Raw genomic sequence first — 25,945 nt, 5'->3', positions numbered from 1 at the left:
AGTTCAGACTACCGCACTTTACGGAAAATTCCGTAACGCCGCATCTTTTTGTGACGCCTACTACACTTTATTTTCATCGGGATAGTCACCCAGGAAGGTGTTTATGAGCAAAAAAACGCAGCATTTCTCACTCAAGGTGCTGACGATTAACATTCATAAGGGCTTCACAGCATTTAACCGCCGCTTCATTTTACCGGAGCTGCGCGACGCGGTACGCACCGTTAGCGCCGATATTGTCTGCCTTCAGGAGGTCATGGGCGCGCACGAGGTGCACCCGATGCATTTCGAAAACTGGCCCGACACGCCACACTACGAATTTCTGGCGGACACGATGTGGAGCGATTACGCCTACGGGCGCAATGCGGTCTACCCGGAGGGGCATCACGGCAACGCAGTGCTGTCGCGCTATCCGATTGAACATTATGAAAATCGCGACGTGTCGGTCGGCGAGAGCGAAAAGCGCGGGTTGCTTTACTGCCGCATCGCGCCGCCGGATCTTGATTTTCCCATTCACGTGGGCTGCGTTCACCTCGGCCTGCGTGAAGCCCACCGCCAGGCTCAGCTTCAGATGCTGGCCGAGTGGACGAATGCGCTGCCCGAGGGCGAACCCGTGGTGGTGGCCGGTGATTTTAACGACTGGCGTCAGCGCGCCAACCATCCGCTGAAGGTCAATGCGGGGCTGGAGGAGATTTTTACCCGCGCCCGCGGTCGCCCTGCGCGGACGTTTCCGGTGCGCTTCCCCCTGCTGCGCCTTGACCGCATCTACGTAAAAAATGCCCACGCCAGTAGCCCGACGGCGCTGGCCTTGCTCAACTGGCGACATCTCTCCGACCATGCCCCACTCAGCGCGGAGATCCACTTATGAAATGCACATGGCAGGAAGGTAACCGTATTACGCTGCTGGAAAATGGCGATAACTTTTATCCGGCGGTCTTTGAGGCGATTAGCCACGCACAGCAGAAAGTATTCCTGGAAACGTTCATCTGGTTTGAAGACGACGTGGGCAGGCAGTTGCACAGCGCGCTGCTGCATGCCGCCCGTCACGGTATAAAAATTGAGGTTCTGCTCGACGGGTATGGTTCGCCGGATCTGAGCGACGAATTTGTTAACGAACTCACCGCCGCAGGGGTAGTGTTCCGCTATTACGATCCCGGCCCGCGTCTGTTCGGCATGCGCACCAACCTGTTCCGCCGAATGCACCGCAAAATTGTGGTGGTGGACGAAACGGTGGCCTTCGTGGGCGGCATCAACTACTCCGCCGAGCATATGTCGGATTACGGTCCTGAGGCCAAGCAGGATTATGCAATCCGTATTGAGGGACCGGTGGTACAGGACATCCAGCTGTTCGTGCTGGAAAACTTACCCGGCAAAGAGGCCGCTCGCCGCTGGTGGCGACGCCGTCATCGCCCTGAAGAGAACCGCAAGCCCGGCGAGGCGCAGGCGCTGTTCGTCTGGCGGGACAACGAGGAGCATCGGGACGATATTGAGCGTCATTACCTGAAGATGCTGGCGAACGCGAAGCGCGAGGTGATTATCGCCAACGCCTATTTCTTCCCCGGCTACCGGATTTTGCACGCCATGCGCAACGCGGCCCGACGCGGCGTGAGCGTGAAGCTCATCGTCCAGGGCGAGCCCGATATGCCGATTGTGAAGGTGGGCGCGCGTCTGCTCTATCGCTATCTGGTTAAAAGCGGCGTGCAGATCTATGAATATCGCCGCCGCCCGCTGCACGGCAAAGTGGCGGTGATGGACGATCACTGGGCGACCGTCGGCTCCAGTAACCTCGATCCGCTGAGCTTATCGCTCAACCTGGAAGCGAACCTGATTATCCACGATCGTCAGTTCAACCAGACCCTGCGCGATAACCTTCAGGGTCTGATCAATAAAGACTGCGTGCGGGTGGATGAATCCATGGTGCCGAAACGCAGCTGGTGGAACGTGGGCATCGGCGTGGTGGTGTTCCACTTCCTGCGCCACTTCCCGGCCATGGTGGGCTGGCTACCCGCGCATACGCCGAAACTGGCGCTGGTGGATCCGCCCGTGCAACCCGAAATGGAAACCCAGGACCGCGTAGAGGCGGAAGATGGAGGGAAAACCTGATGTCGAAATCTCATCCTCGCTGGCGGCTGGCGAAAAAAATCCTGACGTGGCTGTTCTTCATCGCCGTCGCGGTACTGCTGGTGGTGTACGCGCAAAAGGTAGACTGGGAAGAGGTGTGGAAAGTTATCCGCAACTACAACCGGACGGTGCTGCTGGGCGCCATTGGGCTGGTGATAGTAAGTTACCTGATGTACGGCTGCTATGACCTGTTAGGGCGCGCCTACTGCGGGCACAAGCTGGCAAAGCGGCAGGTCATGCTGGTGTCGTTCATCTGCTACGCCTTTAACCTGACGCTGAGCACCTGGGTGGGCGGGATTGGCATGCGCTATCGCCTGTACTCCCGCCTCGGATTGCCGGGCGGCACCATCACGCGCATTTTCTCGCTGAGTATTACCACCAACTGGCTGGGGTATATCCTGCTGGGCGGGGTGATTTTCACCATTGGCGTGGTACAGCTGCCTGCGCACTGGTACATCGATGAAGCGACGCTGCGCATTCTTGGCATCGTGCTGCTGTTGATTATCGCGGCCTACGTGTGGGCCTGCGCCTTTGCCAAACGTCGCCATATGACCATTAAAGGGCAGAAGCTGGTGCTGCCTTCATGGAAGTTTGCCGTCCTGCAAATGGTGGTATCCAGCGCCAACTGGATGGCGATGGGGGCCATTATCTGGCTGCTGATTGGGGAAGATGTGAATTACTTCTTCGTGCTGGGCGTGCTGCTGGTAAGCAGTATTGCTGGCGTGATTGTGCACATTCCGGCGGGGATTGGCGTACTGGAAGCGGTGTTTATCGCGCTGCTTGCGGGTGAGCATGTCTCTCAGGGAACGATTATCGCCGCCCTGCTCGCGTACCGCATGATCTACTATTTCCTGCCGCTGGCGCTGGCAACGGTCTGTTATCTGGTGCTGGAGAGTCGGGCGAAGAAGTTGCGCGCGAAGAATGAGAGGATGTTAGCGAAGTGAATAAGTCGGGTGGCGGCTTCGCCTTACCCAACCTACGGTTCGCCTTTCGTTGGCCGGGTAAGGCAAAGCCGCCACCCGGCATAACAATCCTAGCGACGGTTGCCGAAAATACGCAGCAGCATCAGGAACAGGTTGATGAAGTCCAGATAAAGCGTCAGCGCGCCCAGAATGGCGTGTTTGCGCAGGTTTGAACTGTCGCGAACATCAATTTGTTCACCAATGTTTTTCAGCTTCTGGGTGTCGTAGGCGGTTAAGCCAACGAAGATCACCACCCCGATATAGGTCACCGCCCACATCAGCGCTTCACTCTTCAGCCACAGGTTCACCAGCGACGCCAGCACAATCCCGATCAGCCCCATGAACAGCATGCTGCCGAAACCGCTCAGATCGCGTTTCGTGGTGTAGCCGTACAGGCTCATCACGCCAAACATCCCGCCGGTTACCACAAACGTGCTGGCAATGGAGGAGTAGGTGTAGACGATGAAAATACTGGAGATCGTCAGCCCGGTCAGCGCTGAATAGAGCATAAACAGCGTAGTCGCCATGCCCGCGCTGAGCTTGTGTACCAGCCCGGAGAGAACGAACACCAGCGCCAGCTGCGCAATGATCAGCCCAAAGAAGGTGATTTTGCTGGAGAAGACGAACATCATCAGTTCAGGCGTGTTTGCCGCATACCACGCGATAAACGCGGTAAGCAGCAAGCCGACCGTCATCCAGCCATACACCTGAGCCATGTAGGTTTGCAGCCCGCTACGGGTCTGCTGTACTATCGAATCGGAACGCGGAAATCGGTCCATGATTCACTCCTGATTAAGTAAAGACACACGTTAAGACTAACACATCCTCATAAACCTGTTACCAGCGGCTGGCAGCCTGTTTGTCGCTGTCCCGCGATTCCACCCAGCGCTCGCCTTCCGGCGTCGCTTCACGCTTCCAGAACGGCGCTTTGGTTTTGAGGTAATCCATGATGAACTCCCCCGCCGCAAAGGCGCTTGTGCGGTGTGCGCTGGTGACGCCGACAAAGACAATCTCTTCACCGGGCCACATTTCGCCGATGCGATGGATAACCGTCACGCGCCCCAGCGGCCAGCGGCCTCGCGCCTCTTCGACAATGGCCGCCAGCGATTTTTCGGTCATCCCTGGATAGTGCTCCAGCGTCAGCGCTTTTACGCTGTCGCCGAGATTATGATTGCGCACTTTCCCGGTAAACGTCACGACCGCGCCGTCTTCATCGCGCTCTGCCAGCCAGCTGTATTCGGTACCGACGCTAAAGCGCTCAGGGCCGACCAGAATTCGGGTGTCCGTCATCTTAACCCCCTGTAACCGGCGGGAAGAACGCCACTTCATCGCCGTCAGCCAGCGGGTGCGTAAATTCAACCAGCGTCTGATTCACGGCGGCCAGCAGCTTGCCTTCATCCAGCGCCAGCGCCCAGCGGTCGCCCTGCGCCGCCAGGTGCGCACGCAGGGCAGCGACGTCTGCAAAAGCGCCGTCCAGCGTCAGGCTGTCGGTATTGACCAGCTCACGGACCTGGGCAAAAAAGAGCACCTTAATCATGGTTTTCCACCTTAAAATCACCGGATTTGCCGCCGCTTTTTGCCAGCAGACGCACCGGGCCAATCACCATATCTTTCTGTACCGCTTTACACATGTCGTAGATGGTCAGCGCCGCCACGGAGGCAGCCGTCAACGCCTCCATCTCTACGCCGGTTTTCCCGGTTAAGCGGCACAGAGACTCGATGCGCACGCGATGATGCTCCGGCTGCGCCTGCAAATTCACTTCCACCTTGCTGAGCATCAGCGGATGACAGAGCGGGATGAGGTCCCAGGTACGCTTCGCGGCCTGAATACCGGCGATGCGGGCGGTCGCAAACACATCACCCTTGTGATGGCTGCCGTCGATAATCATCGCCAGCGTCTCCGGCAGCATGGTGACGAACGCTTCAGCACGCGCCTCGCGCACCGTTTCGGCCTTGGCGGAGACATCCACCATATGCGCTTCGCCAGCGGCGTTAATGTGGGTCAGTTGTGACATAGCTTATTTCTTTAAATGAGGATGGAAATTACACGGACGGGTGCGGGCATCCAGCTGCGGGGCAATAATATTTTCCCACGCGGTGCGGCAGGCTTTGGTCGAGCCCGGCATGGCGAAAATCAGCGTATTGTTCGCCATCCCCGCTACGGCACGGGACTGGAGCGTAGAGGTGCCAATCTCTTCAAACGAGAGCATGCGGAACACTTCGCCGAAGCCTTCCACTTCGCGATCGAACAGCGGAAGCAGCGCTTCTGGCGCCTGGTCGCCTGCGGTAAAGCCGGTGCCGCCGGTGATCAGCACCACCTGGACGTCGTCACTCGCAATCCACTGGGAAACCTGCGCGCGAATGGCGTAACGGTTCTCTTTGACGATCGCTTTATCAACAATCTGGTGTCCGGCTTCGTGTGCCGCCTCGCGCAGCCAGTGGCCGGAGGTATCATCCTCTTCACCACGACGATCGGAAACGGTAAGAATAGCAATGCGTGTCGGGATAAATTCCGCGCTTACCTGACTCATCTTCTGGTTCCTTCTAAAGCCTGATTACCCGCCGATATAGGACAGGTTCTGAGTAATGCCGGTGTTGCCCTGATGCAGGAAATGGGTCTGCTTTTTGTGCGTCAGCGCCTCGGAAATGCGTGCTTCAAGTGCGCCCTGTTGGGCATCGTCTTCCAGCAAATCGCGCAGTTCTACGCCACCATCCCCGAACAGGCAGAGGTGCAGCTTGCCAACGGAGGAGACGCGCAGGCGGTTGCAGCTGGCACAGAAGTCTTTCTCATAGGGCATGATCAGGCCGATTTCGCCTTCGTAGTCCGGGTGACAAAAGACCTGCGCCGGGCCGTCGCTGCGCTGGCGGATCTGGTGGATCCAGCCGCGTTTCAGCAGCTCGTCGCGCAGCACCATGCCGGAGATGTGATGCCGACGGAACAGATCGCTACCCTCACCGGTCTCCATCAGCTCAATAAAACGCAGTTGAATGCGGCGCGGTTTGATCCACGCCAGGAAGGTGTCCAGCTGATGATGGTTCACATCACGCATCAACACGGTATTGACTTTGACCTTATCGAAACCGGCGGTGAACGCGGCATCGATGCCGTCCATCACCTGGCGGAACTTGTCCTGGCCGGTAATCGCGTGGAACTGACGGGCGTCAAGGCTATCAACGCTGACGTTAATCGCCGTCAGACCTGCATCGCGCCAGTTCGCTACGTCACGCGCCATGCGGTAACCGTTGGTGGTCACCGCAATCTGGCGGATACGTTCGTTTTCACGCACGGCGGCGATGATGTCGGGGAAATCACGACGCAGGGAAGGCTCTCCCCCGGTCAGACGCACTTTTTCCGTACCGAGTTCCGAGAACGCACGCGTGACGCGGCGTACTTCATCCACGGAGAGAAAGCCGTTGTTGGTGACGCTGCCGGGCTTGTAACCATCGGGCAGGCAGTAGGTGCAACGGAAGTTGCACACGTCGGTAATCGACAAACGTAAGTAGAAAAACTTACGCGCGAAAGCATCAGTAAGTTGTGAAGCCATGTACACCTTTCCAGATCGGGAGGCACAGTCATTTCTTTCTGTACCCTGGTGGCAAATCCGCCACGGCCAGGACGCCATATCTCTCGACACAGGCGCCAGGGCTAGAGTGTATGTTTTCATTTTTGAAAACGTGGTTATGGCGATAGTAGCGTGGAAATCGCCACTTCGCCATTGTCGCTTTTCGCTATATAATCTTATACATAACGATGTTATCGTGCATTTTCACTACAGAATACGCAAAAACCGCGCTTTCGCATTGATATACGTCATTATGGATTGTGAGAGGCATCGTCTTTTAGGAGTAGTTGCGTTACTGTGACGCAAGCTAAACAGGATAAGGAATGGGTATGCGCAATCGCACTTTTGCGGATCTGGACCGCGTGGTCGCTCTTGGCGGGGGTCACGGTCTGGGACGGGTCATGTCGTCGTTATCGTCACTGGGCTCACGCCTGACGGGCATTGTGACAACAACGGATAACGGCGGCTCGACCGGGCGGATCCGACGTGCTGAAGGCGGGATCGCCTGGGGTGACATGCGCAACTGCCTTAACCAGCTCATTACGGAGCCCAGCGTGGCTTCAGCGATGTTTGAGTACCGTTTTGGCGGTAATGGCGAACTTTCCGGCCATAACCTTGGAAACCTGATGTTAAAGGCCCTGGACCACCTGAGCGTGCGCCCTCTGGAAGCGATCAATTTAATTCGTAACCTGCTTAAGGTGGATGCGTTTCTGATCCCGATGTCCGAACAGCCGGTGGATTTGATGGCGATCGATGCCGACGATCACGAAGTGTATGGTGAAGTGAATATCGACCAGCTTCTCCTGCCGCCAAAAGAGCTGATGACCTACCCCAGCGTACCCGCGACGCGGGAAGCGGTTGAAGCGATTGGCGAGGCCGATCTGATCCTGATTGGGCCGGGGAGTTTCTACACCAGCCTGATGCCGCTCCTGCTGGTCAAAGAGCTAGCGCAGGCGCTGCGCAGAACGCCTGCCCCCATGGTCTATATCGGTAATTTAGGCCGCGAACTTAGCCCGGCGGCGGCGAGCCTGTCGCTGGCGGACAAGCTGAACCTGATGGAACAGTACGTCGGTAAGAAAATTATCGACGGTGTCGTGGTTGGGCCGAAAGTGGATGTGTCAGGGATTGGCGATCGCGTGGTGGTGCAGGAGCCGCTGGAAGCCAGCGATATTAAATATCGTCACGACCGCCACCTGCTGCGCGAGGCGCTGGAGAAAGCGATTCAGGAATTGGGTTAACAAAAACCCCGGTGGCGCTGCGCTTACCGGGGCTACAAGAGACGCGAAACCTGTAGGCCCGGTAAGCGCAGCGCCACCGGGCAAAAAACTCACGATGCCGCAATAAACAGATCCCGCAGCTGATGCAGCTGATCGCGGATTTGCGCAGCCTCTTCGAACTCCAGGTTCTGCGCGTGCTGCATCATCTGCCCTTCCAGCTCGTGGATCTTCTGCTGCAACGCTTTCGGCGTCAGCGCAACGGTATCCTCTTCCACCACTGAACGGGCCTTGCCGCGGCCTTTCGCTTTGGTCTTCGCTATGTTCTGACCCAGCGCCAGGATATCCACCACCTTCTTGTTCAGCCCTTGCGGCGTGATGCCGTGCTCTTCGTTGTAGCGCTGCTGTTTCTCGCGACGGCGCTCCGTTTCGCCAATGGCTTTGGCCATCGACGGGGTAATTTTATCCCCGTACAGAATCGCCTTCCCGTTGACGTTACGCGCGGCGCGGCCAATGGTCTGGATCAGCGAGCGCTCAGAACGCAGGAAGCCCTCTTTGTCCGCGTCCAGAATCGCCACCAGCGACACTTCCGGCATATCCAGACCTTCTCGCAGAAGGTTGATACCCACCAGCACGTCGAACTCGCCCAGGCGCAGGTCGCGGATGATCTCCATACGCTCCACGGTATCGATATCCGAGTGCAGATACCGCACCTTCTCGCCGTGTTCTTCCAGATACTCCGTCAAATCTTCCGCCATACGTTTGGTGAGCGTGGTCACCAGCACGCGCTCGTTGATGGCGGAACGGGCACGGATTTCCGAGAGCAGATCGTCCACCTGCGTCGCCACGGGCCGCACCTCGATAATCGGATCCAGCAGCCCGGTCGGACGCACCACCTGGTCCACCACGTCATCACCGGATTTTTCCAGTTCGTAGTTGCCCGGCGTTGCCGATACGTAGATGGTCTGCGGGGCGAGCGCCTCAAATTCTTCAAACTTCATCGGACGGTTGTCCAGCGCCGACGGCAGACGGAAGCCGTACTCCACGAGCGTCTCTTTACGCGCCCGGTCACCACGATACATCCCGCCGATCTGCGGGATCGTAACGTGAGATTCGTCGATCACCAGCAGGCCGTCCGCCGGAAGATAGTCGAACAGCGTTGGCGGCGCTTCACCTGGCCCGCGCCCGGAGAGGTAGCGCGAGTAGTTTTCAATACCGGAGCAGTAGCCCAGCTCGTTCATCATCTCCAGATCGAACTGGGTACGCTGGCTCAGGCGTTGCTCTTCCAGCAGCTTATTGTTCGCCAGCAGCACCTTGCGGCGGTCCGCCAGCTCGCCTTTGATCTCTTCCATCGCCTGCACGATACGCTCGCGTGGCGTCACGTAGTGCGTTTTGGGGTAGATGGTGAAGCGCTGGATCACCGACTCGACGTGACCGGTCAGCGGATCGAACAGCGACAGGCGTTCAACCTCTTCGTCGAACAGTTCGACGCGCAGCGCCATGTCGTCCGATTCCGCCGGGAAGATATCAATCACCTCACCGCGCACGCGGAAGGTCCCGCGCTGGAATGCCTGATCGTTACGGGTGTACTGCAACTCCGCCAGACGGCGCAAAATCGCCCGCTGATCGATAATCATCCCCTGCGTCAGGTGCAGCATCATCTTGAGATAGAGATCCGGATCGCCCAGGCCGTAAATCGCCGACACCGAGGCCACCACCACCACATCGCGACGCTCAAGCAGCGCCTTGGTCGCAGACAAACGCATCTGCTCAATATGTTCGTTCACCGAGGCATCTTTCTCGATAAACGTGTCAGAGCTGGGAACGTAGGCTTCCGGCTGGTAGTAATCGTAGTAAGAGACGAAATATTCCACCGCGTTCTCCGGGAAGAACTCTTTCATCTCACCATACAGCTGCGCCGCCAGCGTTTTGTTCGGCGCGAGGACCATCGTCGGACGCTGGAGATCGGCAATGACGTTGGCAATGGTGAAGGTTTTACCCGAACCGGTTACCCCCAGCAGGGTCTGGTGCGCCAGCCCGTCTTCCAGCCCCTCTTCCAGGCGACGAATGGCCTCGGGCTGATCCCCGGAAGGACGGAAAGCAGAATTCAGTTTGAACGGTTTACTCATTGGCGACGACCTGATGACAGAATAAGCGGCAGGTGAGTAATTTTACTCGTTGTGGCCAGGATTGCCAGTAAAAAACACTGGATGAAAAACCAGTAGCGTGTCAGGATATTTAGCGTAGCACTGAGACGATTAGTGCGTTCGCGAGCCAAATTTCGACTGTGACCCTATAAAACACCAGCCTCAGGGGGTTATCCCCAGAACTATTACTTTTTTAACATTTGTCAAGGGCGGTTATGAAAGTTTTATGGCAACAGGTCTCGCCGGGGTTGAGGGAATTGATTTTATCTAATTCGTTAAAAAATATAGACTATTTCCTAAAGCCGCGTTTCGCATCAATTTGGGCGTAACCCGCGTATTCTCTCGCTTATCGCGTGTTTTCTAACTCTAATGCACAAGGTTATCCACAGGAATAGTGGATAACTGCCTCCAGCCCGTACAGCATGCACTCCCGCAAATTCCCGGTTTTTCCCACGAAGCGGCAATAAAATATTTTTATCACTCTTTTTTGCCTGGAAAACGTTCATTTTTTCATAAGCGTCTGGCGAGATCTTAATCACATTTCCGTCATTTTCACTGCACCACAACCCGACATGCACGGCACCGGAAGCGTGCATTTCGAACAAACGTTGCGCTTTTAGCAGTGAGTTATTCCTAAAAACGGCCTTTTTTTAATCATTATGAAGTTCCTGGCAGGCGTTTTGCAGATATCAATCTGAGCATCACCCCACACATTTTTAAGGAGAGAAAGATGTTGAGTCTGCGTGCTGTAAATCAGTTTTACGGAAGCCAACATACGCTATGGAACGTGAACATCGATTTCCCGCAAGGCATCTGTACAGGCATCGTTGGCCTGCCGGGTATGGGTAAGTCCACGCTCATGAACTGCATTACCGGGAAAGTGCCCGTCGAGAGCGGCACCATCATCTGGCACGAGGCCGGTGCACCGCCGCGAAATTTGCTCAGCCCTGCCTCAGAATGTCCTGCGACGCCAACGATAGGCTACGTCCCGCAGGACCGGCGGATATTTTCCCAACTGACCGTCGATGAAAATTTGCATATCGCCATGCGGGCGACGGGGAAACCCGATCCGGCATTAAAAAATGAGGTATACGCCCTGTTTCCGGAGCTTTATACGCTGCGACAGATCCGGGCCTCTACGCTGTCCCCTGACGACCAGTATCAGCTCGCCCTCGCCAGCGCGCTGGTTAATCGCCCGCGCGTGCTGATCCTGGACGAGCCTATGCATGGCGCAGGTCAACGTTTTGCCCGCAGGCTCGGGCAACTGCTGGTGCGGCTAAATCGGGAGCTGGGCATGACGGTGCTGTTAGCGGAGCAACAGCTGTCGTTCATCCGCCGGGTCGCGGATCGTTTCTGCATGCTTTATCGCGGGCGTAACGTGGCGCAGGGCCACGTTAACGAGTTGGATGACGATCTTATTGCCCACTGGATGGGGCGGGGCATAAGGCGCTGAGGTCAAGATAGCGTCCGGTTTCCGCCTGCTCTGCGCCGTCGGCAAGCCACGGGATCTCCCCGAGGAACGGCGCAGGCAGCATTCGCTTCAGCGTCGCCAGATACTCAGCATGACGTTTGCCCGGCGCAACCACGTCGTTGGCAATCCACCCAGCCAGACGCAACCCGGCCTGCTGCACCGCCTGCGCGGTCAGCATGGCGTGGTTGATGCAGCCAAGCTTCACGCCCACCACCAGAATCACCGGAAGCTGTTCGGCCTGCACCCAGTCAGCAAACGTCTGCTCGTCAGACAGCGGGGTGAACCAACCACCGGCCCCTTCCACCAGCACCCAGCTGGCCTGCGTTTCCAGAGCGCGTAACCCGGAAGAGAGAACCGAAAAATCAATCGGCCGATCTTCATCAGCGCTGACGATGTGCGGCGAGGTGGGTTCAGCAAAGGTATAGGGGTTTACCGCAGAATAGGCCAGCGCAAGGCTGCTGTTACGCTGTAGCGCCAGCGCATCGGTATTGCGTAAGCCTTCCGGCGTCATCTCGCTGCCGGAGGCCACGGGCTTATAGCCCGCCGTCGTTTTACCCAGCAGACGCGCCGCCTGCAACAGCGCGGCGCTGGCAACGGTTTTACCGACTTCGGTGTCCGTGCCGGTAACAAAATAACGTTCAGTCACGTTCAATAATCCCATGAAAAAGATGATAAGAGAGCGGGAACTGGCCCCGTTCCTGCGGCCACGCCAGCTCCAGACGCTGGAGCTGCCCGCGGGTAAGGGGTTTCTTCGCCCGCCCGGCGTGCAGGTGCGTAGCGCCTATGCCCTTAAGAGAGCGCATGGCGCTTAACGCATCGCTAAATTCGAGGGTGACGGTCTGGACCACGCTGCGATAGCGCCAGCCTGCCAGCGCCTGAATGACCTGCTCGTGAGCGAGAAACCGGTTGGCGTGCGGCTGCTCGTCCACCGCCTTCCACGCCTGATTCAGCTCCGGCAACGAACTTTCCAGCAGGGTGGTAAAGGCCACCGTTCCGCCGGGACGCGCCATGCGGTAAAGCTCGCGTAGCGCCTGCGGCAGGCTGGCGCACCACTGCACCGCCAGATGGCTCCAGACGAGGTCAAACTGGGCATCCTCCAGCGGAATGGCCTCAATGTCGGCCACCAGATAGCGGTCTGCTGACTGCTGCTGGCGGGCTTCATCCAGCATCTGCGCGGATAAATCCAGCGCCGTCACGTGGCTGCCGGCTGCGCGCCAGTAGCGGCTGTTGCCTCCTGGCCCGCAGCCGGCATCCAGCACCTGCGCAAACCGGCTCTCACCGAGCGCGGCCAGCAGCCCGCGCGCGCTCAGGCGTTGCAGTTCATCGTGCCGGGAATAGCTTTGCGCTGCCCGGCCAAACGCGGCGGCAACGGCCTGTTTATTGACAGGAGACATGCAGAGCCTCCAGAAGCGTATCGATATCCTGCGGCTCGTGCGCTGCCGTGAGCGTCAGACGCAAACGCGCCGTACCCGGCGGCACGGTGGGCGGACGGATCGCCGTTACCCACTGCCCGCGTTCTCGCAGCATCTGTGCCAGCGCCAGCGCGCGCGGGTTTTCACCCACCATTACGGGCTGAATGGCGCTGCGGGAGTCGGTTAGCCGGAAAGAAAGCTCGCTGACTCCCCGACGAAAACGCTGAATATGTTCAGCCAGGCGCGCGCGGCGTTCAGCGCCATCCTCGCCGCGGATCACGTCCAGCGAGGCAGACAGCGCCACGGCCTGCGCCGGGGGCATGCTGGTGCTGTAGATCAGGTGTCGGGCGAACTGCATCAGGTAGTCGGCCACCGGCTCGCTGCATAACACCGCGGCGCCGCTGACGCCAAAGCCTTTTCCAAAGGTGACCACCAGCAGTTCCGGCCTGACGCCCTGCTGATAAGCGCTTCCGCGTCCCTCCTCGCCGGTAACGCCAATGCCGTGGGCATCGTCAACCAGCAGCCAGGCGTTCTGCTGCTTTGCGGCGTCGTGCAGCGCGGCAAGGGGCGCGCTGTCGCCATCCATGCTGAAGATCCCTTCCGTTACCGCCAGCTGAAGTCCTGTGCAGGGTTTCCCCAGCAGGACGTTCAGATGAGCGGCATCGTTATGGGCAAAACGCCGCAGCTGTGCCGGGCTGAGGTGTGCCGCTTCAAGCAGGGACGCATGGCTCAGGCGGTCCGCGACAATGCGGTCGTCTTTGCCCATCAGGGCGGCAATGACCGCCTGATTCGCGGCAAAACCGGAGATAAACAGCAGCGCTCGCGGGTAACCCAGCCAGTCGGCCAGCGCCTCCTCCAGCGCCTGATGCGCCGTGGTGTAGCCGCTGACGTGCCCGGAGCCACCACTGCCCACGCCGTATCGTTCCGCGCCCTGCTGCCAGGCGCGAACGATCTGCGGGTGCTGGCTCAGGCCAAGATAATCATTGCTGGAGAAATTACAGAACCGCCGGCCTTCCCGGGTGAGAAAACGGCCTGCGCCGTTTTCCACTACCCCGCGTACCCGAAACGCATCCGCTGCCCGACGCTCGTCGAGCGCGGAATTGATACGTGCCTGCCAGGTCATACGGCTGCCGCGTTGTAGAACTGGTCGGTGTCGGCGTTGATAATCTGCTGCTCCAGCTCCTGCTGTTGCTCGTTATCCCCCGCCAGCACCTCTGTCTGGTGCGGGTTCAGCCCCAGCTTGCGGAACAGCTGGACGTCTTTGTCCTCTTCCGGGTTCGGCGTGGTCAGGAGCTTGCAGCCGTAGAAAATAGAGTTGGCCCCGGCCATAAAGCACATCGCCTGGGTCTGCTCGCTCATCTGCTCGCGACCGGCAGAGAGGCGCACGTAGGAGGTCGGCATCATGATGCGCGCCACCGCGATGGTGCGGATAAAATCGAAGGCATCCACGTCCTCGTTATCCGCCAGCGGCGTGCCTTTTACCTTCACCAGCATGTTGATGGGCACGCTTTCCGGCGGGGTAGGCAGGTTCGCCAGCTGTAACAGCAGGCCGGCACGATCTTTTACCGTCTCGCCCAGCCCCACGATGCCGCCGGAACAGACCTTGATCCCCGCATCGCGCACTTTATCCAGCGTGTCCAGACGCTCCTGATAGGTGCGCGTGGTGATGATATTGCCGTAAAATTCTGGCGAGGTATCAAGGTTGTGGTTGTAGTAATCCAGCCCCGCCGCGGAGAGGCGCTGCGCCTGCTCCTCGTTCAGCGTGCCGAGGGTCATGCAGGCCTCAAGCCCCATCTCCTTCACGCCCTTCACCATCTGCTCCAGATAGGGCATGTCGCGGTCATTTGGATTCTTCCACGCGGCGCCCATGCAGAAGCGGGTCGAGCCGGCGTTTTTGGCCTTACGCGCGGAGTCGAGCACCTGCTCGACTTCCATCAGGCGTTCGGATTCGAGACCGGTTTTGTAGCGTGCGCTTTGCGGGCAATATTTGCAGTCTTCCGGGCAGGCCCCGGTTTTGATCGACAGCAGCGTGCTGACCTGCACATGCCGAGGATCGAAGTGCTGGCGGTGCACCTGTTGCGCTTCAAACATCAGCTCCAGAAAAGGTTTATTGAATAATTCAGTGACTTGCGACATCGTCCAGCGTGCGTGGTGAGCCATCGGGCTTCTCCAAAGGGTTTTGTTAATTGTCGGTTCGGTTTATACTTGTAAACCTAAAACTTTTCAAAATGGTTTACAAGTCGATTATGACCCAGGACGATCTCGCCTTCGACAAGCAGCATATCTGGCACCCTTACACCTCCACGACCCGCCCCCTTCCCGTCTATCCGGTGGCCTCTGCCCACGGCTGCGAGCTGCATCTCGCCAGCGGCGAGCGGCTGGTTGACGGAATGTCCTCCTGGTGGGCGGCGATCCATGGCTACAACCACCCGCGGCTGAACGCGGCGATGAAGGCGCAGATTGACCGGATGTCACACGTGATGTTTGGCGGGATCACCCATCAGCCTGCGGTCGATCTGTGTCGCCGCCTGGTCGCAATGACCCCCGACGCGCTGGAGTGCGTGTTCCTTGCCGATTCCGGCTCGGTGGCGGTGGAGGTGGCGATGAAAATGGCGTTGCAGTACTGGCATGCGAAGGGCGAAACGCGCCAGCGGTTTCTCACCTTCCGCAACGGCTATCACGGCGACACCTTCGGGGCGATGTCCGTGTGCGATCCGGACAACTCCATGCACAGCCTGTGGAAAGGCTATCTGCCGGAAAACCTGTTTGCACCGGCTCCGCAAAGCCGCTTTGACGGCGAATGGGACGAGAGGGACATGGTGGGCTTCGCGCGGCTGATGGCGGCCCATCGCCATGAAATTGCCGCCGTTATTCTCGAACCGATTGTGCAGGGCGCGGGCGGAATGCGGATGTACCATCCTGAATGGCTGAAGCGCATTCGCAAGATGTGCGACCGCGAAGGTATTCTGCTGATTGCCGATGAGATTGCCACCGGCTTTGGCCGCACCGGGAAGCTTTTCGCCTGCGAACATGCGGGGATCGCACCGGATATTTTGTGCCTGGGTAAAGCGTTGACCGGCGGCACCATGACGCTCTCCGCCACGCTCACCACCCGGCATGTTGCCGACACCATCAGCGACGGCGACGCGGGCTGCTTTATGCACGGCCCGACGTTTATGGGCAACCCGCTGGCCTGCGCCGTGGCAAGCGAAAGCCTCGCCATTCTGGAAAGCGGCGAGTGGCAGGCGCAGGTGGCGGCGATTGAGGCGCAGCTGGATCAGCAGCTGAGCGCGGCGGCGGAAGCGGAATACGTTGCGGACGTCCGCGTGCTGGGCGCCATCGGCGTGATCGAGACAACGCATCCGGTAAACATGGCCGCATTGCAGCGCTTCTTCGTTGACCAGGGCGTGTGGGTGCGGCCCTTCGGCAAGCTGATTTACCTCATGCCGCCGTACACCATTTCTCCGGAGCAGTTACGCAAACTGACCGACGCAGTGGTCAAAGCCGTTCACATGCCAGCGCATTTCACGATTTAGCCCCATGCGTTACACTTTCTGAATGAGTCAGTAACGAGGGAAATCGGATGAAAATCATCAGTAAAGATTTGCGCGACGGTGAAAAGCTGCCGGAACGTCACGTGTTTAACGGGATGGGCTATCAGGGGGATAACATCTCTCCCCATCTGGCGTGGGACGACGTGCCGCCGGGAACCAAAAGCTTTGTGGTGACCTGCTACGATCCGGATGCTCCGACCGGCTCCGGCTGGTGGCACTGGGTGGTGGCAAACCTGCCTGCGGATACGCGCGTGCTGCCGCAGGGGTCGGGCTCCGACCTGGTCGCCCTGCCGGACGGCGCGATACAGACGCGCACGGACTTTGGTAAAGCGGGCTACGGCGGCGCGGCGCCGCCAAAAGGGGAAACCCACCGCTATATCTTCACGGTTCACGCGCTGGACGTGGACAAGATTGAGGTCGACGAAGAGGCAAGCGGCGCGATGGTCGGTTTCAACGTCCATTTCCATACGCTGGGCAGCGCGTCGATCACGGCGATGTATTCATAAAAAAAAGCCGGGTGGCGGCTACGCCTTACCCGGCTTACATTTCGCATTCGCAGGCCCGGTAAGCGCAGCGCCACCGGGCAAAAAATCACAGCACGGAAGGTAGCAGTCCTGCAAGGGTTCCTTCTTCCAGAAGCTGCATCGCCTTATCAATATCCGGCGCAAAGAAGCGGTCATCATCGTAGTGCGTAACGTGCTCGCGCAGCGTATGACGCGCCTGCTCCAGCAGCGGGCTGGATTTAAGCCCATCGCGCAGATCGATACCCTGACACGCCGCCAGCCATTCTACTGCCAGCACGCCACGGGTGTTGGAGGCCATCTCCCACAGTCGACGCCCGGCAGCCGGGGCCATCGACACGTGATCTTCCTGGTTCGCGGAGGTTGGCAGGCTATCCACGCTGTGCGGATGCGACAGCGCTTTGTTCTCGCTTGCCAGCGCCGCGGCGGTCACCTGGGCGATCATAAAGCCCGAGTTCACCCCACCGTTGCGCACCAGGAACGGCGGCAGCTGGGACATATGTTTATCCATCATCAGCGCGATGCGACGTTCGGACAACGCGCCCACTTCGGCAATCGCCAGCGCGATATTATCCGCCGCCATTGCCACCGGCTCGGCGTGGAAGTTGCCGCCGGAAACCACCTCGTTTTCCTGGGCAAACACCAGCGGGTTGTCGGAGACCGCATTGGCCTCCACCAGCAGCACCTCTGCCGCCTGGCGCAGCTGCGTCAGGCATGCGCCCATCACCTGCGGCTGACAGCGCAGAGAATACGGATCCTGCACCTTCTCACAGTTGTGATGCGAATCGGCAATGTCGCTGGTGTCGGTGAGCAGGTGACGGTACATGGCCGCGGCGTCAATCTGCCCGCGCTGGCCGCGCACCGCGTGAATACGCGCGTCAAACGGACGACGCGAGCCGAGCACGGCTTCGGTGGTCAGCGCACCGCAGACCACCGCGGAGGCGAACAGATCTTCCGCTTCAAACAGGCCGCGCAGCGCAAAGGCCGTCGACGCCTGCGTGCCGTTAAGCAGCGCCAGCCCCTCTTTTGCCGCGAGGGTGATTGGGGTTAAGCCGGCTTTTGCCAGCGCCTCTTTCGCAGGCAGCCACTCGCCCTGCCAGCGCGCTTTGCCTTCACCCAGCAGCAGCAGCGACATATGCGCCAGCGGCGCCAGATCGCCGGAGGCCCCAACGGAACCTTTCGCCGGGATCCACGGGTAAACTTCCGCATTGACCAGCGCCATCAGCGCCTGGATCACACTCAGGCGAATGCCGGAAAAACCGCGCGCCAGGCTATTGATTTTCAATACTATCATCAGGCGGACAATCTCATCATCCAGCGGCTGGCCAACCCCCGCCGCGTGCGACAGCACCAGCGAGCGCTGTAGATTCTCCAGATCGTGCGTAGCGATACGGGTCTGCGCCAGCAGGCCAAATCCGGTGTTAATCCCGTAGGCAGTGCGTCCCTCTGCCACAATCGCCTCTACGCAGGCCACGCTGTCGTTAATGGCACGGTGGGCGCTTTCGTCAAGGGAGAGCGTGACCGGCTTACGCCAGACGTTACGCAGCTGTTTGAGCGTCAGAGAGCCGGGAGTGAGTGTTAAGGCGTTCATGCAGGCTTTCCTTGTGTGGCGTGGATCATCGGCAGGTTCAGACCCTGCTCTTTGGCACAATCAATGGCAATCTCGTAACCCGCATCCGCATGGCGCATCACGCCGGTTGCCGGGTCGTTATGCAGTACGCGGGCAATACGCGCCGCCGCTTCGTCGGTACCGTCACAGACAATAACCATCCCCGAGTGCTGGGAGAAGCCCATCCCGACGCCGCCGCCGTGGTGCAGCGACACCCAGGTCGCACCGCTGGCGGTATTCAGTAAAGCATTCAGCAGCGGCCAGTCGGAAACCGCATCCGAGCCGTCGCGCATGGCTTCGGTTTCACGGTTCGGACTGGCGACGGAGCCGGAGTCCAGGTGATCGCGACCAATAACAATCGGCGCGGAGACTTCACCGCTGCGCACCATTTCGTTAAAGGCCAGGCCGAGTTTTTGCCGCCACTCCAGCCCGACCCAGCAGATACGCGCCGGTAAGCCCTGGAAATTAATGCGCTTGCGCGCCATATCCAGCCAGCGGTGCAAGTGTTCGTCGTCGGCAACAATTTCCTTCACTTTGGCATCGGTTTTGTAGATATCTTCCGGGTCGCCGGACAGGGCAACCCAGCGGAACGGCCCGATGCCGCGACAGAACAGCGGACGAATATAGGCGGGCACGAAGCCGGGGAAGTCAAAGGCGTTATTCACACCCATCTCTTTCGCCATCTGGCGGATGTTATTCCCGTAATCAAAGGTTGGAATACCCATCTGGCTGAAGGCCAGCATCGCGGAGACGTGTTCCGCCATCGAACGCTTCGCCGCCAGCACCGTACCTTCAGGGTCGGTTTCTGCTTTTTGCTGGTAGTCTTCCCACGTCCAGCCTTTTGGCAGATAGCCGTGGAGCGGATCGTGGGCGCTGGTCTGGTCCGTAACCAGGTCTGGACGCACGCCGCGCGCGACCAGTTCAGGAAGGATATCCGCCGCGTTGCCGCACAGGGCAACCGACACCGCTTTTCCTTCGGCGGTGTAGCGTTTGATGCGCGCCAGCGCGTCGTCAAGATCGGTTGCCTGCTCGTCCACGTAGCGGGTGCGCAGGCGGAAATCGATACGGCTCTGCTGGCACTCAATATTTAGCGAGCACGCGCCCGCCAGCGTCGCGGCCAGCGGCTGGGCACCGCCCATGCCGCCCAGTCCGGCGGTAAGCACCCAGCGGCCTTTCAGCGAGCCGCTGTAGTGCTGGCGACCCGCTTCCACGAAGGTTTCATAGGTGCCCTGCACAATCCCCTGGCTGCCGATGTAGATCCAGCTGCCGGCGGTCATCTGGCCGTACATGGCCAGCCCTTTCGCGTCCAGCTCGTTAAAGTGCTCCCATGTCGCCCAGTGCGGCACCAGGTTGGAGTTGGCAATCAGCACCCGTGGCGCATTTTTATGGGTTTTGAATACGCCGACCGGCTTGCCGGACTGCACCAGCAGCGTTTCGTCGTTTTCGAGATTCGTCAAAGAGTCGACAATGGCGTCATAGCACGCCCAGTTGCGCGCGGCGCGGCCAATACCGCCGTAGACCACCAGCTCGTGGGGATTTTCAGCCACCTCAGGATCGAGGTTGTTCATCAACATGCGCAGCGGTGCTTCGGTGAGCCAGCTTTTTGCGGTGAGCGTGGTGCCGCGCGGGGCGCGGACATCCTGCTTGCGGTATTTATCTGACGACATTGTGTGTTCCTCATAAGGGACAGGTGATGCATTTAGATATACTTGTATAGACAAGCACACACAAGGCCGGATTTAACAAAAAAGATACAATTTTGCTATATTGCGTTAGCGATCACGCTTATAAAACTTATGACATAAAATGGCCCTGTAACCGGTAGCGATCCCCCGGGAACAGCAGCTTCGCATGCGACACAATGTGCGTGGACGACCAGGTTCGACGGCGGATCAGCAGGCAGGGATCGTGCTCTTTAATGCGCAACAGCTCGCACTCCTGCGGGGTCGCGCGCACGGCCTCCACGATATGCTCCCCTTCCGTCAGCGGAGCGACGAGCGAGAGATACGCGTGCGGCGTGGTTTGGGTGTAATCCTGGTTCAGGTAGTCCGGTATCCGCTCCGCGTTGACGCAGCGATCCTCAATCTGGACCGGAATGTCGTTCTCATAATGCACCATCACCGAATGAAAAATTCGCGTGCCCTCTTTAACGTTCAGCTCGATGGCCTGCTCGGCGCTGGCCTGCGTCTCTTCAAGCACCAGCACCTCGCAGTGGTGCTGATGGTTGCGGGCGGCAATCTCATCGGCAATGCTGCGGATTTCAAACAGCGCCGACTGCCCTTTGGGCTCGGCCACGAAGGTCCCGACGCCCTGCAAACGCACCAGCAATCCCTCATCGGTAAGTTCCCGCAGCGCCCGGTTGATGGTCATCCGGCTAAAGCCAAACTGTGCGACCAGTTCGGCTTCGGAGGGAATACGATCGTGCGGACGCCAGACGCCGGCAGCAATTTTTTCGCTGATCGCCTTTTTCACCTTCTCATAAAAAGGTGCGGGTGGGCTGGAGGGTTGCTGCGGTGAGCGTGAAAACATGCTGACTCCTGTAATGTGGTTATGCCCACCAGTGAGCAATTTGCCAGGCCAGTCGGGCAGCAAGCTTCGCCCCCTGACCGTCCCGGTCGTAGTGCGGATTATATTCCACCAGATCCGCCGCCTGTAGTTTACCGCTTCGGCAGATACGCTCAATCACCGGTAACAGATCCAGCGCCGGGATCCCCAACGCCGCAGGGGCCGACACGGCGGGCATTTCTGCGGCGGGCAGCACATCGAGGTCAACGGTAAGATAAACCCGATCTGCCTGCGCAAGCACGCTATCCAGCGCGGATAACGCGTCGCGGCGAAAATCAAGATCTTCGACCAGCGTAACGTTCAGCCGCCCGGCTTCCTCCCACAGCGCCTGAGTATTCGCCGCGCGGCTGACCCCCAGGCAGGCGTAGAGAAAGTCCCGCGACTGCGACGCGCAGTACTGCGCCAGCTGGCGGAACGGCGTGCCGGAGGTGGCCCGCTCGGCCTTGCGCAAATCGAGGTGCGCATCCAGGTTAATCACCGCAACGCGATCCTGTGGAAAAGCGTCCAGTACGCCGCGCCCGTGCGCCCAGGCGGTTTCATGTCCACCGCCGAAAACAAGAGTACGCATCCCGGATTGCTGGCACGCGGTTATAGCCTCGCTCAGCGCCTGCTGCGCCGCCTCCAGATCATTGCCCTCAACGTAAATGGAGCCCATATCCACGAGACGCGCATGTCCCTGATGGCTTGCCATATTCGCCAGCGCACCGCGCAACGCATCGGGCGCCCGTGCAGCGCCGGGCCTGCCCTGGTTACGCTTTACCCCTTCATCACATTCAAAGCCCATCAGGGCGATGCCCGACGGTACGGGTGAAAAGCGTTCGCGCTGCTGTATGGTCTGGAAGAGACGTTTTGCGGTGCTGGACTCGGCGCTGTCGTCACGTCCCTGCCACACCTGCGGGGAAACGGGATGCCACAATTTCATGCTACCTGCCCCCGAAACACGCGTTGATATAAAGGATTCCGCCCCGGCTCATAAACCATCTCAACCGGATGGTCCGCCTCCCAGACGACGAAATCAGCCACATAACCCGCCCTTAACTGCCCGTGCGTCTCACCACGTCCTAACGCCTGCGCCGCATGACGCGTCACGCCAGCCCAGGCCTCTTCCGGCGTGAGGCCAAACTGGACGCAGGCCATGTTCATCGCAAGATGCAGGCTGGCAAACGGACTGGTGCCCGGGTTGTAGTCGGTGGCGACGGCCATCGGCACGCCCTGCTTTCTGAGCTGCGCCACCGGTGGACGCTGGCGCTCCTGAAGAAAATAGAACGCGCCGGGGAGCAATACCGCCACCGTACCGCTTTGCGCCATTGCCTGAATACCCACGTCATCGAGATACTCAATATGATCGGCCGACAGCCCTTTATACTGGCTGACCAGCGCCGCACCGCCCAGATTCGACAGTTGCTCCACATGCCCTTTTACCGGAATACCGAGCGCGGTGGCGGCCCGGAACAGGCGCTCGGTTTGCGCCGGCGTAAAGCCAACGTTTTCACAAAACACGTCCACCGCTTCAAACAACTCTTTTTGCCACAGCGCGGGCACGATCTGCTCACAGACCAGCGTCAGATACGCATCCGGATCCTGTCGGTACTCCGCAGGGACGGCGTGCGCGGCCAGCAGCGTCGGGCTGATATCGACCTGATTGTTCAGGCTGAGCTGGCGGGCAACCCGCAGCATTTTCTCTTCGGCTTCGGCATTCAGTCCGTATCCCGATTTGATTTCAACGGTCGTTACGCCTTCATTCATCAGCCGCTGGAGCCGCTGCTGTGCCACGGTCAGCAGCGTTTCCGGCGAACTGTTGCGGGTGGCCGTGACCGTGGCGTTAATGCCGCCGCCCTGCTCGCTGATACGCTGATACGACACGCCGTTAAGCCGTTGCTCCCATTCCGCTGCACGATCGCCGCCGAACACCAGATGGGTGTGGCAGTCAATCAGGCCGGGTGTCACCAGACGTCCATGGAGATCGACACACTGGGAATGCCCGGAGGGAACCTCTGAATCAGGGATAACGGCCAGGATCGTCTGGCCGCGCACGACGAGGGCATGATGCGCCTTCAGGCCATAGGGTTCTGGCTCGCCTGCGGCCAGGGTTGCCAGTCGCGCATTTCGCCATATCACATCGTCGGGATGAAGCTGCTGCATGTGCCCTCCACTTGTCATGGGTTGTATAGACATTTATTTTCATCTGTCGCCTGCTGTCAACCGCCTTGTGGGAAAATGTTATTTATTTGTGATGACTTTCCCGTCACCTCAGGGCAAAAATGCAACTTTTGCCCTTTTTATCTTCCCGTTTCGCTCAACTTAGTATAAAAAAGCAGGCTATTTCGTCTATCCAGATAAGACTTGCATACCCAGGAGCATTACCTTGACTATATCCAGGATTTCCCGTCTGGCGTTGGCACTTGCCTTTGGCGTGACTTTATCCGCTTGCAGTTCAACTCCACCGGATCAGCAACCTTCTGAGCAGGTTGCTCCGGGCACCGCTTCCCGTCCGATCCTGTCAGCGGATGAAGCGAAGAACTTCACCCGTGCGCACTACTTCTCGGCGATGGATCCTAATGCAGCCCCGTGGACGCCTTCTTCTATTAATCTGCCGAAACAGCCAGACTTCGTCGTGGGTCCGGCCGGGGCGCAGGGCGTGACGCACACCTCCATTCAGGCAGCCGTTGATGCCGCCATCACCAAACACAGCGCATCTCGTCAGTACATTGCCATCCTGCCGGGTGAATACGAAGGAACCGTTTACGTTCCTGCCGCGCCGGGAAGCATTACGCTTTACGGCCTGGGTGAAAAAGCGGTCGACGTGAAAATTGGCCTGGCGATTGATTCCGAAATCGACAGCACCACCTGGCGTCATCTGGTGAACCCGGCCGGTAAATACATGCCAGGTAAACCGGCGTGGTATATGTTTGATAACTGCCAGAGCAAGCGTGCCGCCACCATTGGCGTGATGTGCTCTGCGGTATTCTGGTCACAGAACAACGGCCTGCAATTGCAGAATCTGACCATTCAGAACACCCTGGGGGACAGCGTTGACGCGGGTAATCACCAGGCCGTGGCGCTGCGCAGCGATGGCGACAAGGTACAGATTAACAACGTCAATATTCTGGGCCGCCAGAACACCTTCTTCGTGACCAACAGCGGCGTGCAGAACACCCTTCAGAACAACCGTCTGACGCGTACTCTGGTGACCAACAGCTACGTTGAAGGCGACGTGGATATGGTCTCTGGCCGCGGTGCGGTGGTGTTTGAGAACACCGATTTCCGCGTGGTGAATTCTCGCACTCAGCAGGAAGGTTACGTGTTCGCACCGGCCACGCAGTCCAACCTGTTCTATGGTTTCCTGGCCGTGAATAGCCGCTTTACTGCGGCTGGCGATGGCGTTGCCCAGCTTGGTCGCTCTCTGGACGTAGACTCTGCCACCAATGGCCAGGTCGTGATCCGCGACAGCGTGATTAATGAAGGCTTTAACATGGCGAAACCGTGGGCGGATGCGGCGATCTCGAAACGTCCATTCTCCGGCAACACGGGCACGGTGGATGATAAAGAGAACGTGCAGCGCAACCTGAACGACGCTAACTTCAACCGCATGTGGGAATACAACAACCGCGGTCTGGGCAGTAAAGTGGTTGCTGAGCCGAAGCAGTAAGCTGTTTTGCCGGGTGGCGGCTTCGCCTTACCCGGCCTACTCCAGACATAAAAAAACCTCGCATGGGCGAGGTTTTTTTTCGTCTGCGGATCAGTGCGCGTTAATCACAACCCACATTGGACCTTGTCCGACCGCATAACGGCCTTTCTCTTCCAGCAGCCCCTGCACGCCTGTGATTTCATACAGCGCGATGTGGTGGGATTTCTGCCCCGCCGCAATCAGGTATTTGCCGCTGTGGTCGACGTTAAAGCCGCGCGGCTGGGTTTCTGTTGGCTGGAAGCCTTCAACTGCCAGGACGCTGCCGTCTTCTGAAACGCTGAACACGGTGATCAGGCTGGAGGTACGGTCGCAGGCATACAGGTGACGGCCATCCGGCGTGATATGAATGTCTGCCGCCCAACGCGTGTCGGAGAAGTCAGATGGCATCATATCCAGCGTCTGTACGCACTCGATCTGCCCGTTAGGATCTTTCAGTTCCCACACGTCTACCGAGCTGTTCAGCTCGTTAACGACATAGGCATACTGCTGATTCGGGTGGAAGACCATGTGGCGCGGGCCTGCACCTTCCACGGTAGTGACTTCCGCCGGGCTTTGCGCGACCAGATGGCCGTCATCGCTCAGTGTAAACAGGCAGATGCGATCCTGCTTCAGCGCGGGCACCCACAGCGTACGGTTATCCGGCGAGATGTTGGCGGAGTGGCATCCTTCGAGCCCTTCGACCACGTCGACGGTTTCAACGGGAATACCGTCTTCCAGGCGGGTAACGCTCACGCAGCCTGCATTGTAGGAGCCGCTGAAGATAAAGTTGCCTTTGTGGTCGGTAGAAATATGGGTCGGGCTGCCCGGCAGCGGGGCTTCTGCGGTATAGGTCAGGGCGCCATCATCCGGGGAGATGCGGTAGGCCAGCACGCGGAATTCCGGGCGCACGCCGACATAAAGAAAACGTTTATCCGGGCTGACGACCATCGGCTGAACCTGGCCTGGCACATCAACAACCTGAACCAGCGTAAGCGAACCTTCTGTATTCAAACGCCAGACATGGATCTGCTGACTTTCAGGACTGGCGGTATAAACGGTTTGTTTCATGAATACTCCTGATTATTTTTTAACGGTGAATGCTGAATTGTAGTCCGGGATTTTGCAGGGTTCCGCTCTCGGTG

General features: G+C 58.8%; 25 protein-coding genes and 1 riboswitch. Of the genes, 8 read left to right on the top strand and 17 right to left on the bottom strand.

Translation table 11 applies throughout. From position 1 onward, the window contains the following. Positions 1–103 precede the first annotated feature (103 nt). The 3 genes from DBR02_RS17495 to DBR02_RS17485 are packed head-to-tail and all read left to right on the top strand — an operon-like array spanning position 104 to position 3,062. Positions 104–865, top strand: coding sequence for an endonuclease/exonuclease/phosphatase family protein (locus tag DBR02_RS17495; protein ID WP_107534966.1), 762 nt, complete (start codon positions 104–106; stop codon positions 863–865). Further along, positions 862–2,100, top strand: a complete 1,239-nt coding sequence (clsB, locus tag DBR02_RS17490; RefSeq protein ID WP_107534965.1) for a cardiolipin synthase ClsB — start codon at positions 862–864, stop codon at positions 2,098–2,100. The genes DBR02_RS17495 and clsB overlap by 4 nt, the downstream gene beginning before the upstream one ends. Next, entirely contained in the window at positions 2,100–3,062 is a 963-nt protein-coding gene (locus tag DBR02_RS17485; RefSeq protein ID WP_063866156.1) for a lysylphosphatidylglycerol synthase domain-containing protein, read from the top strand. Before clsB ends, DBR02_RS17485 begins: the two co-directional genes overlap by 1 nt. An 89-nt stretch (positions 3,063–3,151) precedes the next feature. Here the strand turns inward: DBR02_RS17485 and DBR02_RS17480 are convergent, their stop codons facing one another. The 6 genes from DBR02_RS17480 to moaA all read right to left on the bottom strand — a co-directional run bounded on the left by DBR02_RS17480 (position 3,152) and on the right by moaA (position 6,625). Next, entirely contained in the window at positions 3,152–3,859 is a 708-nt protein-coding gene (locus tag DBR02_RS17480; RefSeq protein ID WP_107534964.1) for a Bax inhibitor-1/YccA family protein, read from the bottom strand. 58 nt (positions 3,860–3,917) lie between these two features. Further along, a complete protein-coding gene (moaE, locus tag DBR02_RS17475) occupies positions 3,918–4,370 on the bottom strand; it encodes a molybdopterin synthase catalytic subunit MoaE (RefSeq protein ID WP_107534963.1) in 453 nt (150 codons plus the stop codon). A gap of 1 nt (position 4,371) precedes the next feature. Continuing rightward, positions 4,372–4,617 carry a molybdopterin synthase sulfur carrier subunit gene (moaD, locus tag DBR02_RS17470; protein ID WP_063449300.1) on the bottom strand — a complete coding sequence of 82 codons (246 nt, stop codon included), beginning with the start codon at positions 4,615–4,617 and terminating at the stop codon, positions 4,372–4,374. Continuing rightward, positions 4,610–5,095 carry a cyclic pyranopterin monophosphate synthase MoaC gene (gene moaC / locus DBR02_RS17465; RefSeq protein WP_063449301.1) on the bottom strand — a complete coding sequence of 162 codons (486 nt, stop codon included), beginning with the start codon at positions 5,093–5,095 and terminating at the stop codon, positions 4,610–4,612. Before moaC ends, moaD begins: the two co-directional genes overlap by 8 nt. A gap of 3 nt (positions 5,096–5,098) precedes the next feature. Continuing rightward, entirely contained in the window at positions 5,099–5,611 is a 513-nt protein-coding gene (gene moaB, locus DBR02_RS17460; protein WP_063449302.1) for a molybdenum cofactor biosynthesis protein B, read from the bottom strand. A gap of 24 nt (positions 5,612–5,635) precedes the next feature. Continuing rightward, positions 5,636–6,625 carry a GTP 3',8-cyclase MoaA gene (gene moaA, locus DBR02_RS17455; RefSeq protein WP_063866152.1) on the bottom strand — a complete coding sequence of 330 codons (990 nt, stop codon included), beginning with the start codon at positions 6,623–6,625 and terminating at the stop codon, positions 5,636–5,638. Then, positions 6,613–6,746, bottom strand: a riboswitch (molybdenum cofactor riboswitch). It overlaps the preceding gene by 13 nt. Positions 6,747–6,972: 226 nt before the next feature. Here moaA and yvcK point away from each other — a divergent pair. Continuing rightward, positions 6,973–7,881 carry a uridine diphosphate-N-acetylglucosamine-binding protein YvcK gene (gene yvcK / locus DBR02_RS17450; RefSeq protein WP_063866505.1) on the top strand — a complete coding sequence of 303 codons (909 nt, stop codon included), beginning with the start codon at positions 6,973–6,975 and terminating at the stop codon, positions 7,879–7,881. 89 nt (positions 7,882–7,970) lie between these two features. Here yvcK and uvrB read toward each other — a convergent pair whose 3' ends face one another. Continuing rightward, positions 7,971–9,986, bottom strand: a complete 2,016-nt coding sequence (gene uvrB / locus DBR02_RS17445) for an excinuclease ABC subunit UvrB (RefSeq protein ID WP_063449304.1) — start codon at positions 9,984–9,986, stop codon at positions 7,971–7,973. 748 nt (positions 9,987–10,734) lie between these two features. Here uvrB and DBR02_RS17435 point away from each other — a divergent pair. Next, positions 10,735–11,457 (top strand): ABC transporter ATP-binding protein, encoded by a 723-nt coding sequence (locus DBR02_RS17435; RefSeq protein WP_107534961.1) that lies wholly within the window; start codon positions 10,735–10,737, stop codon positions 11,455–11,457. Here the strand turns inward: DBR02_RS17435 and bioD are convergent. Genes bioD through bioB form a run of 4 tightly spaced genes read right to left on the bottom strand, consistent with a single transcriptional unit; the run spans position 11,420 to position 15,047 of the window. Next, positions 11,420–12,121 carry a dethiobiotin synthase gene (gene bioD / locus DBR02_RS17430; RefSeq protein WP_173937199.1) on the bottom strand — a complete coding sequence of 234 codons (702 nt, stop codon included), beginning with the start codon at positions 12,119–12,121 and terminating at the stop codon, positions 11,420–11,422. The two genes, DBR02_RS17435 and bioD, sit on opposite strands and share 38 nt — an antisense overlap. Then, a complete protein-coding gene (bioC, locus tag DBR02_RS17425; RefSeq protein ID WP_107534959.1) occupies positions 12,114–12,869 on the bottom strand; it encodes a malonyl-ACP O-methyltransferase BioC in 756 nt (251 codons plus the stop codon). The genes bioD and bioC overlap by 8 nt, the downstream gene beginning before the upstream one ends. Continuing rightward, entirely contained in the window at positions 12,853–14,010 is a 1,158-nt protein-coding gene (gene bioF, locus DBR02_RS17420) for an 8-amino-7-oxononanoate synthase (protein WP_107534958.1), read from the bottom strand. The genes bioC and bioF overlap by 17 nt, the downstream gene beginning before the upstream one ends. Then, the gene (bioB, locus tag DBR02_RS17415) at positions 14,007–15,047 is read right to left on the bottom strand and encodes a biotin synthase BioB (RefSeq protein WP_107534957.1); all 1,041 of its coding nucleotides are present in this window, start codon (positions 15,045–15,047) and stop codon (positions 14,007–14,009) included. Before bioB ends, bioF begins: the two co-directional genes overlap by 4 nt. 86 nt (positions 15,048–15,133) lie before the next feature. Between bioB and bioA the strand changes: the two genes are divergently transcribed. Beyond that, positions 15,134–16,423: an adenosylmethionine--8-amino-7-oxononanoate transaminase gene (bioA, locus tag DBR02_RS17410; protein WP_410173387.1), complete on the top strand. Its 1,290-nt coding sequence runs from the start codon at positions 15,134–15,136 to the stop codon at positions 16,421–16,423. A 47-nt stretch (positions 16,424–16,470) separates the two neighbouring features. After that, positions 16,471–16,947: a kinase inhibitor gene (locus DBR02_RS17405; RefSeq protein WP_063449311.1), complete on the top strand. Its 477-nt coding sequence runs from the start codon at positions 16,471–16,473 to the stop codon at positions 16,945–16,947. 85 nt (positions 16,948–17,032) lie between these two features. Here the strand turns inward: DBR02_RS17405 and hutH are convergent, their stop codons facing one another. The 5 genes from hutH to hutI all read right to left on the bottom strand — a co-directional run bounded on the left by hutH (position 17,033) and on the right by hutI (position 23,278). Next, a complete protein-coding gene (hutH, locus tag DBR02_RS17400) occupies positions 17,033–18,553 on the bottom strand; it encodes a histidine ammonia-lyase (protein ID WP_107534955.1) in 1,521 nt (506 codons plus the stop codon). Continuing rightward, the gene (gene hutU / locus DBR02_RS17395; RefSeq protein ID WP_107534954.1) at positions 18,550–20,238 is read right to left on the bottom strand and encodes a urocanate hydratase; all 1,689 of its coding nucleotides are present in this window, start codon (positions 20,236–20,238) and stop codon (positions 18,550–18,552) included. Before hutU ends, hutH begins: the two co-directional genes overlap by 4 nt. Before the next feature lie 127 nt (positions 20,239–20,365). Next, positions 20,366–21,100 carry a histidine utilization repressor gene (locus DBR02_RS17390; protein ID WP_064910803.1) on the bottom strand — a complete coding sequence of 245 codons (735 nt, stop codon included), beginning with the start codon at positions 21,098–21,100 and terminating at the stop codon, positions 20,366–20,368. A 19-nt stretch (positions 21,101–21,119) separates the two neighbouring features. Then, entirely contained in the window at positions 21,120–22,058 is a 939-nt protein-coding gene (hutG, locus tag DBR02_RS17385; RefSeq protein ID WP_107534953.1) for a formimidoylglutamase, read from the bottom strand. Further along, the gene (hutI, locus tag DBR02_RS17380) at positions 22,055–23,278 is read right to left on the bottom strand and encodes an imidazolonepropionase (protein WP_107534952.1); all 1,224 of its coding nucleotides are present in this window, start codon (positions 23,276–23,278) and stop codon (positions 22,055–22,057) included. The genes hutG and hutI overlap by 4 nt, the downstream gene beginning before the upstream one ends. A 223-nt stretch (positions 23,279–23,501) precedes the next feature. Here hutI and DBR02_RS17375 point away from each other — a divergent pair, with 223 nt between their 5' ends. Next, the gene (locus DBR02_RS17375) at positions 23,502–24,785 is read left to right on the top strand and encodes a putative acyl-CoA thioester hydrolase (RefSeq protein WP_063449317.1); all 1,284 of its coding nucleotides are present in this window, start codon (positions 23,502–23,504) and stop codon (positions 24,783–24,785) included. A gap of 90 nt (positions 24,786–24,875) precedes the next feature. Here the strand turns inward: DBR02_RS17375 and pgl are convergent, their stop codons facing one another. Next, a complete protein-coding gene (gene pgl / locus DBR02_RS17370; protein WP_063449318.1) occupies positions 24,876–25,871 on the bottom strand; it encodes a 6-phosphogluconolactonase in 996 nt (331 codons plus the stop codon). Positions 25,872–25,945: the final 74 nt, after the last annotated feature.

The organism is Enterobacter cloacae complex sp. (assembly GCF_900322725.1).
Lineage (GTDB): Bacteria > Pseudomonadota > Gammaproteobacteria > Enterobacterales > Enterobacteriaceae > Enterobacter > Enterobacter quasihormaechei.
The sequence above is the reverse complement of the archived record's forward strand: the minus strand, read 5'-3'. Positions and strand labels throughout refer to the sequence as shown.

Bases quoted from the DNA above. Each gene is read 5' to 3' on its own strand.
- hutH (WP_107534955.1), bottom strand. From the start codon at position 18,553: ATGAACGCCTTAACACTCACTCCCGGCTCTCTGACGCTCAAACAGCTG.
- hutG (WP_107534953.1), bottom strand. From the start codon at position 22,058: ATGAAATTGTGGCATCCCGTTTCCCCGCAGGTGTGGCAGGGACGTGAC.
- uvrB (WP_063449304.1), bottom strand. From the start codon at position 9,986: ATGAGTAAACCGTTCAAACTGAATTCTGCTTTCCGTCCTTCCGGGGAT.
- DBR02_RS17480 (WP_107534964.1), bottom strand. From the start codon at position 3,859: ATGGACCGATTTCCGCGTTCCGATTCGATAGTACAGCAGACCCGTAGC.
- moaD (WP_063449300.1), bottom strand. From the start codon at position 4,617: ATGATTAAGGTGCTCTTTTTTGCCCAGGTCCGTGAGCTGGTCAATACC.
- bioF (WP_107534958.1), bottom strand. From the start codon at position 14,010: ATGACCTGGCAGGCACGTATCAATTCCGCGCTCGACGAGCGTCGGGCA.
- bioA (WP_410173387.1), top strand. From the start codon at position 15,134: ATGACCCAGGACGATCTCGCCTTCGACAAGCAGCATATCTGGCACCCT.
- bioC (WP_107534959.1), bottom strand. From the start codon at position 12,869: ATGTCTCCTGTCAATAAACAGGCCGTTGCCGCCGCGTTTGGCCGGGCA.
- moaA (WP_063866152.1), bottom strand. From the start codon at position 6,625: ATGGCTTCACAACTTACTGATGCTTTCGCGCGTAAGTTTTTCTACTTA.
- moaB (WP_063449302.1), bottom strand. From the start codon at position 5,611: ATGAGTCAGGTAAGCGCGGAATTTATCCCGACACGCATTGCTATTCTT.
- DBR02_RS17435 (WP_107534961.1), top strand. From the start codon at position 10,735: ATGTTGAGTCTGCGTGCTGTAAATCAGTTTTACGGAAGCCAACATACG.
- yvcK (WP_063866505.1), top strand. From the start codon at position 6,973: ATGCGCAATCGCACTTTTGCGGATCTGGACCGCGTGGTCGCTCTTGGC.
- bioB (WP_107534957.1), bottom strand. From the start codon at position 15,047: ATGGCTCACCACGCACGCTGGACGATGTCGCAAGTCACTGAATTATTC.
- moaC (WP_063449301.1), bottom strand. From the start codon at position 5,095: ATGTCACAACTGACCCACATTAACGCCGCTGGCGAAGCGCATATGGTG.
- pgl (WP_063449318.1), bottom strand. From the start codon at position 25,871: ATGAAACAAACCGTTTATACCGCCAGTCCTGAAAGTCAGCAGATCCAT.
- DBR02_RS17495 (WP_107534966.1), top strand. From the start codon at position 104: ATGAGCAAAAAAACGCAGCATTTCTCACTCAAGGTGCTGACGATTAAC.
- DBR02_RS17405 (WP_063449311.1), top strand. From the start codon at position 16,471: ATGAAAATCATCAGTAAAGATTTGCGCGACGGTGAAAAGCTGCCGGAA.
- clsB (WP_107534965.1), top strand. From the start codon at position 862: ATGAAATGCACATGGCAGGAAGGTAACCGTATTACGCTGCTGGAAAAT.
- moaE (WP_107534963.1), bottom strand. From the start codon at position 4,370: ATGACGGACACCCGAATTCTGGTCGGCCCTGAGCGCTTTAGCGTCGGT.
- hutI (WP_107534952.1), bottom strand. From the start codon at position 23,278: ATGCAGCAGCTTCATCCCGACGATGTGATATGGCGAAATGCGCGACTG.
- DBR02_RS17390 (WP_064910803.1), bottom strand. From the start codon at position 21,100: ATGTTTTCACGCTCACCGCAGCAACCCTCCAGCCCACCCGCACCTTTT.
- hutU (WP_107534954.1), bottom strand. From the start codon at position 20,238: ATGTCGTCAGATAAATACCGCAAGCAGGATGTCCGCGCCCCGCGCGGC.
- DBR02_RS17485 (WP_063866156.1), top strand. From the start codon at position 2,100: ATGTCGAAATCTCATCCTCGCTGGCGGCTGGCGAAAAAAATCCTGACG.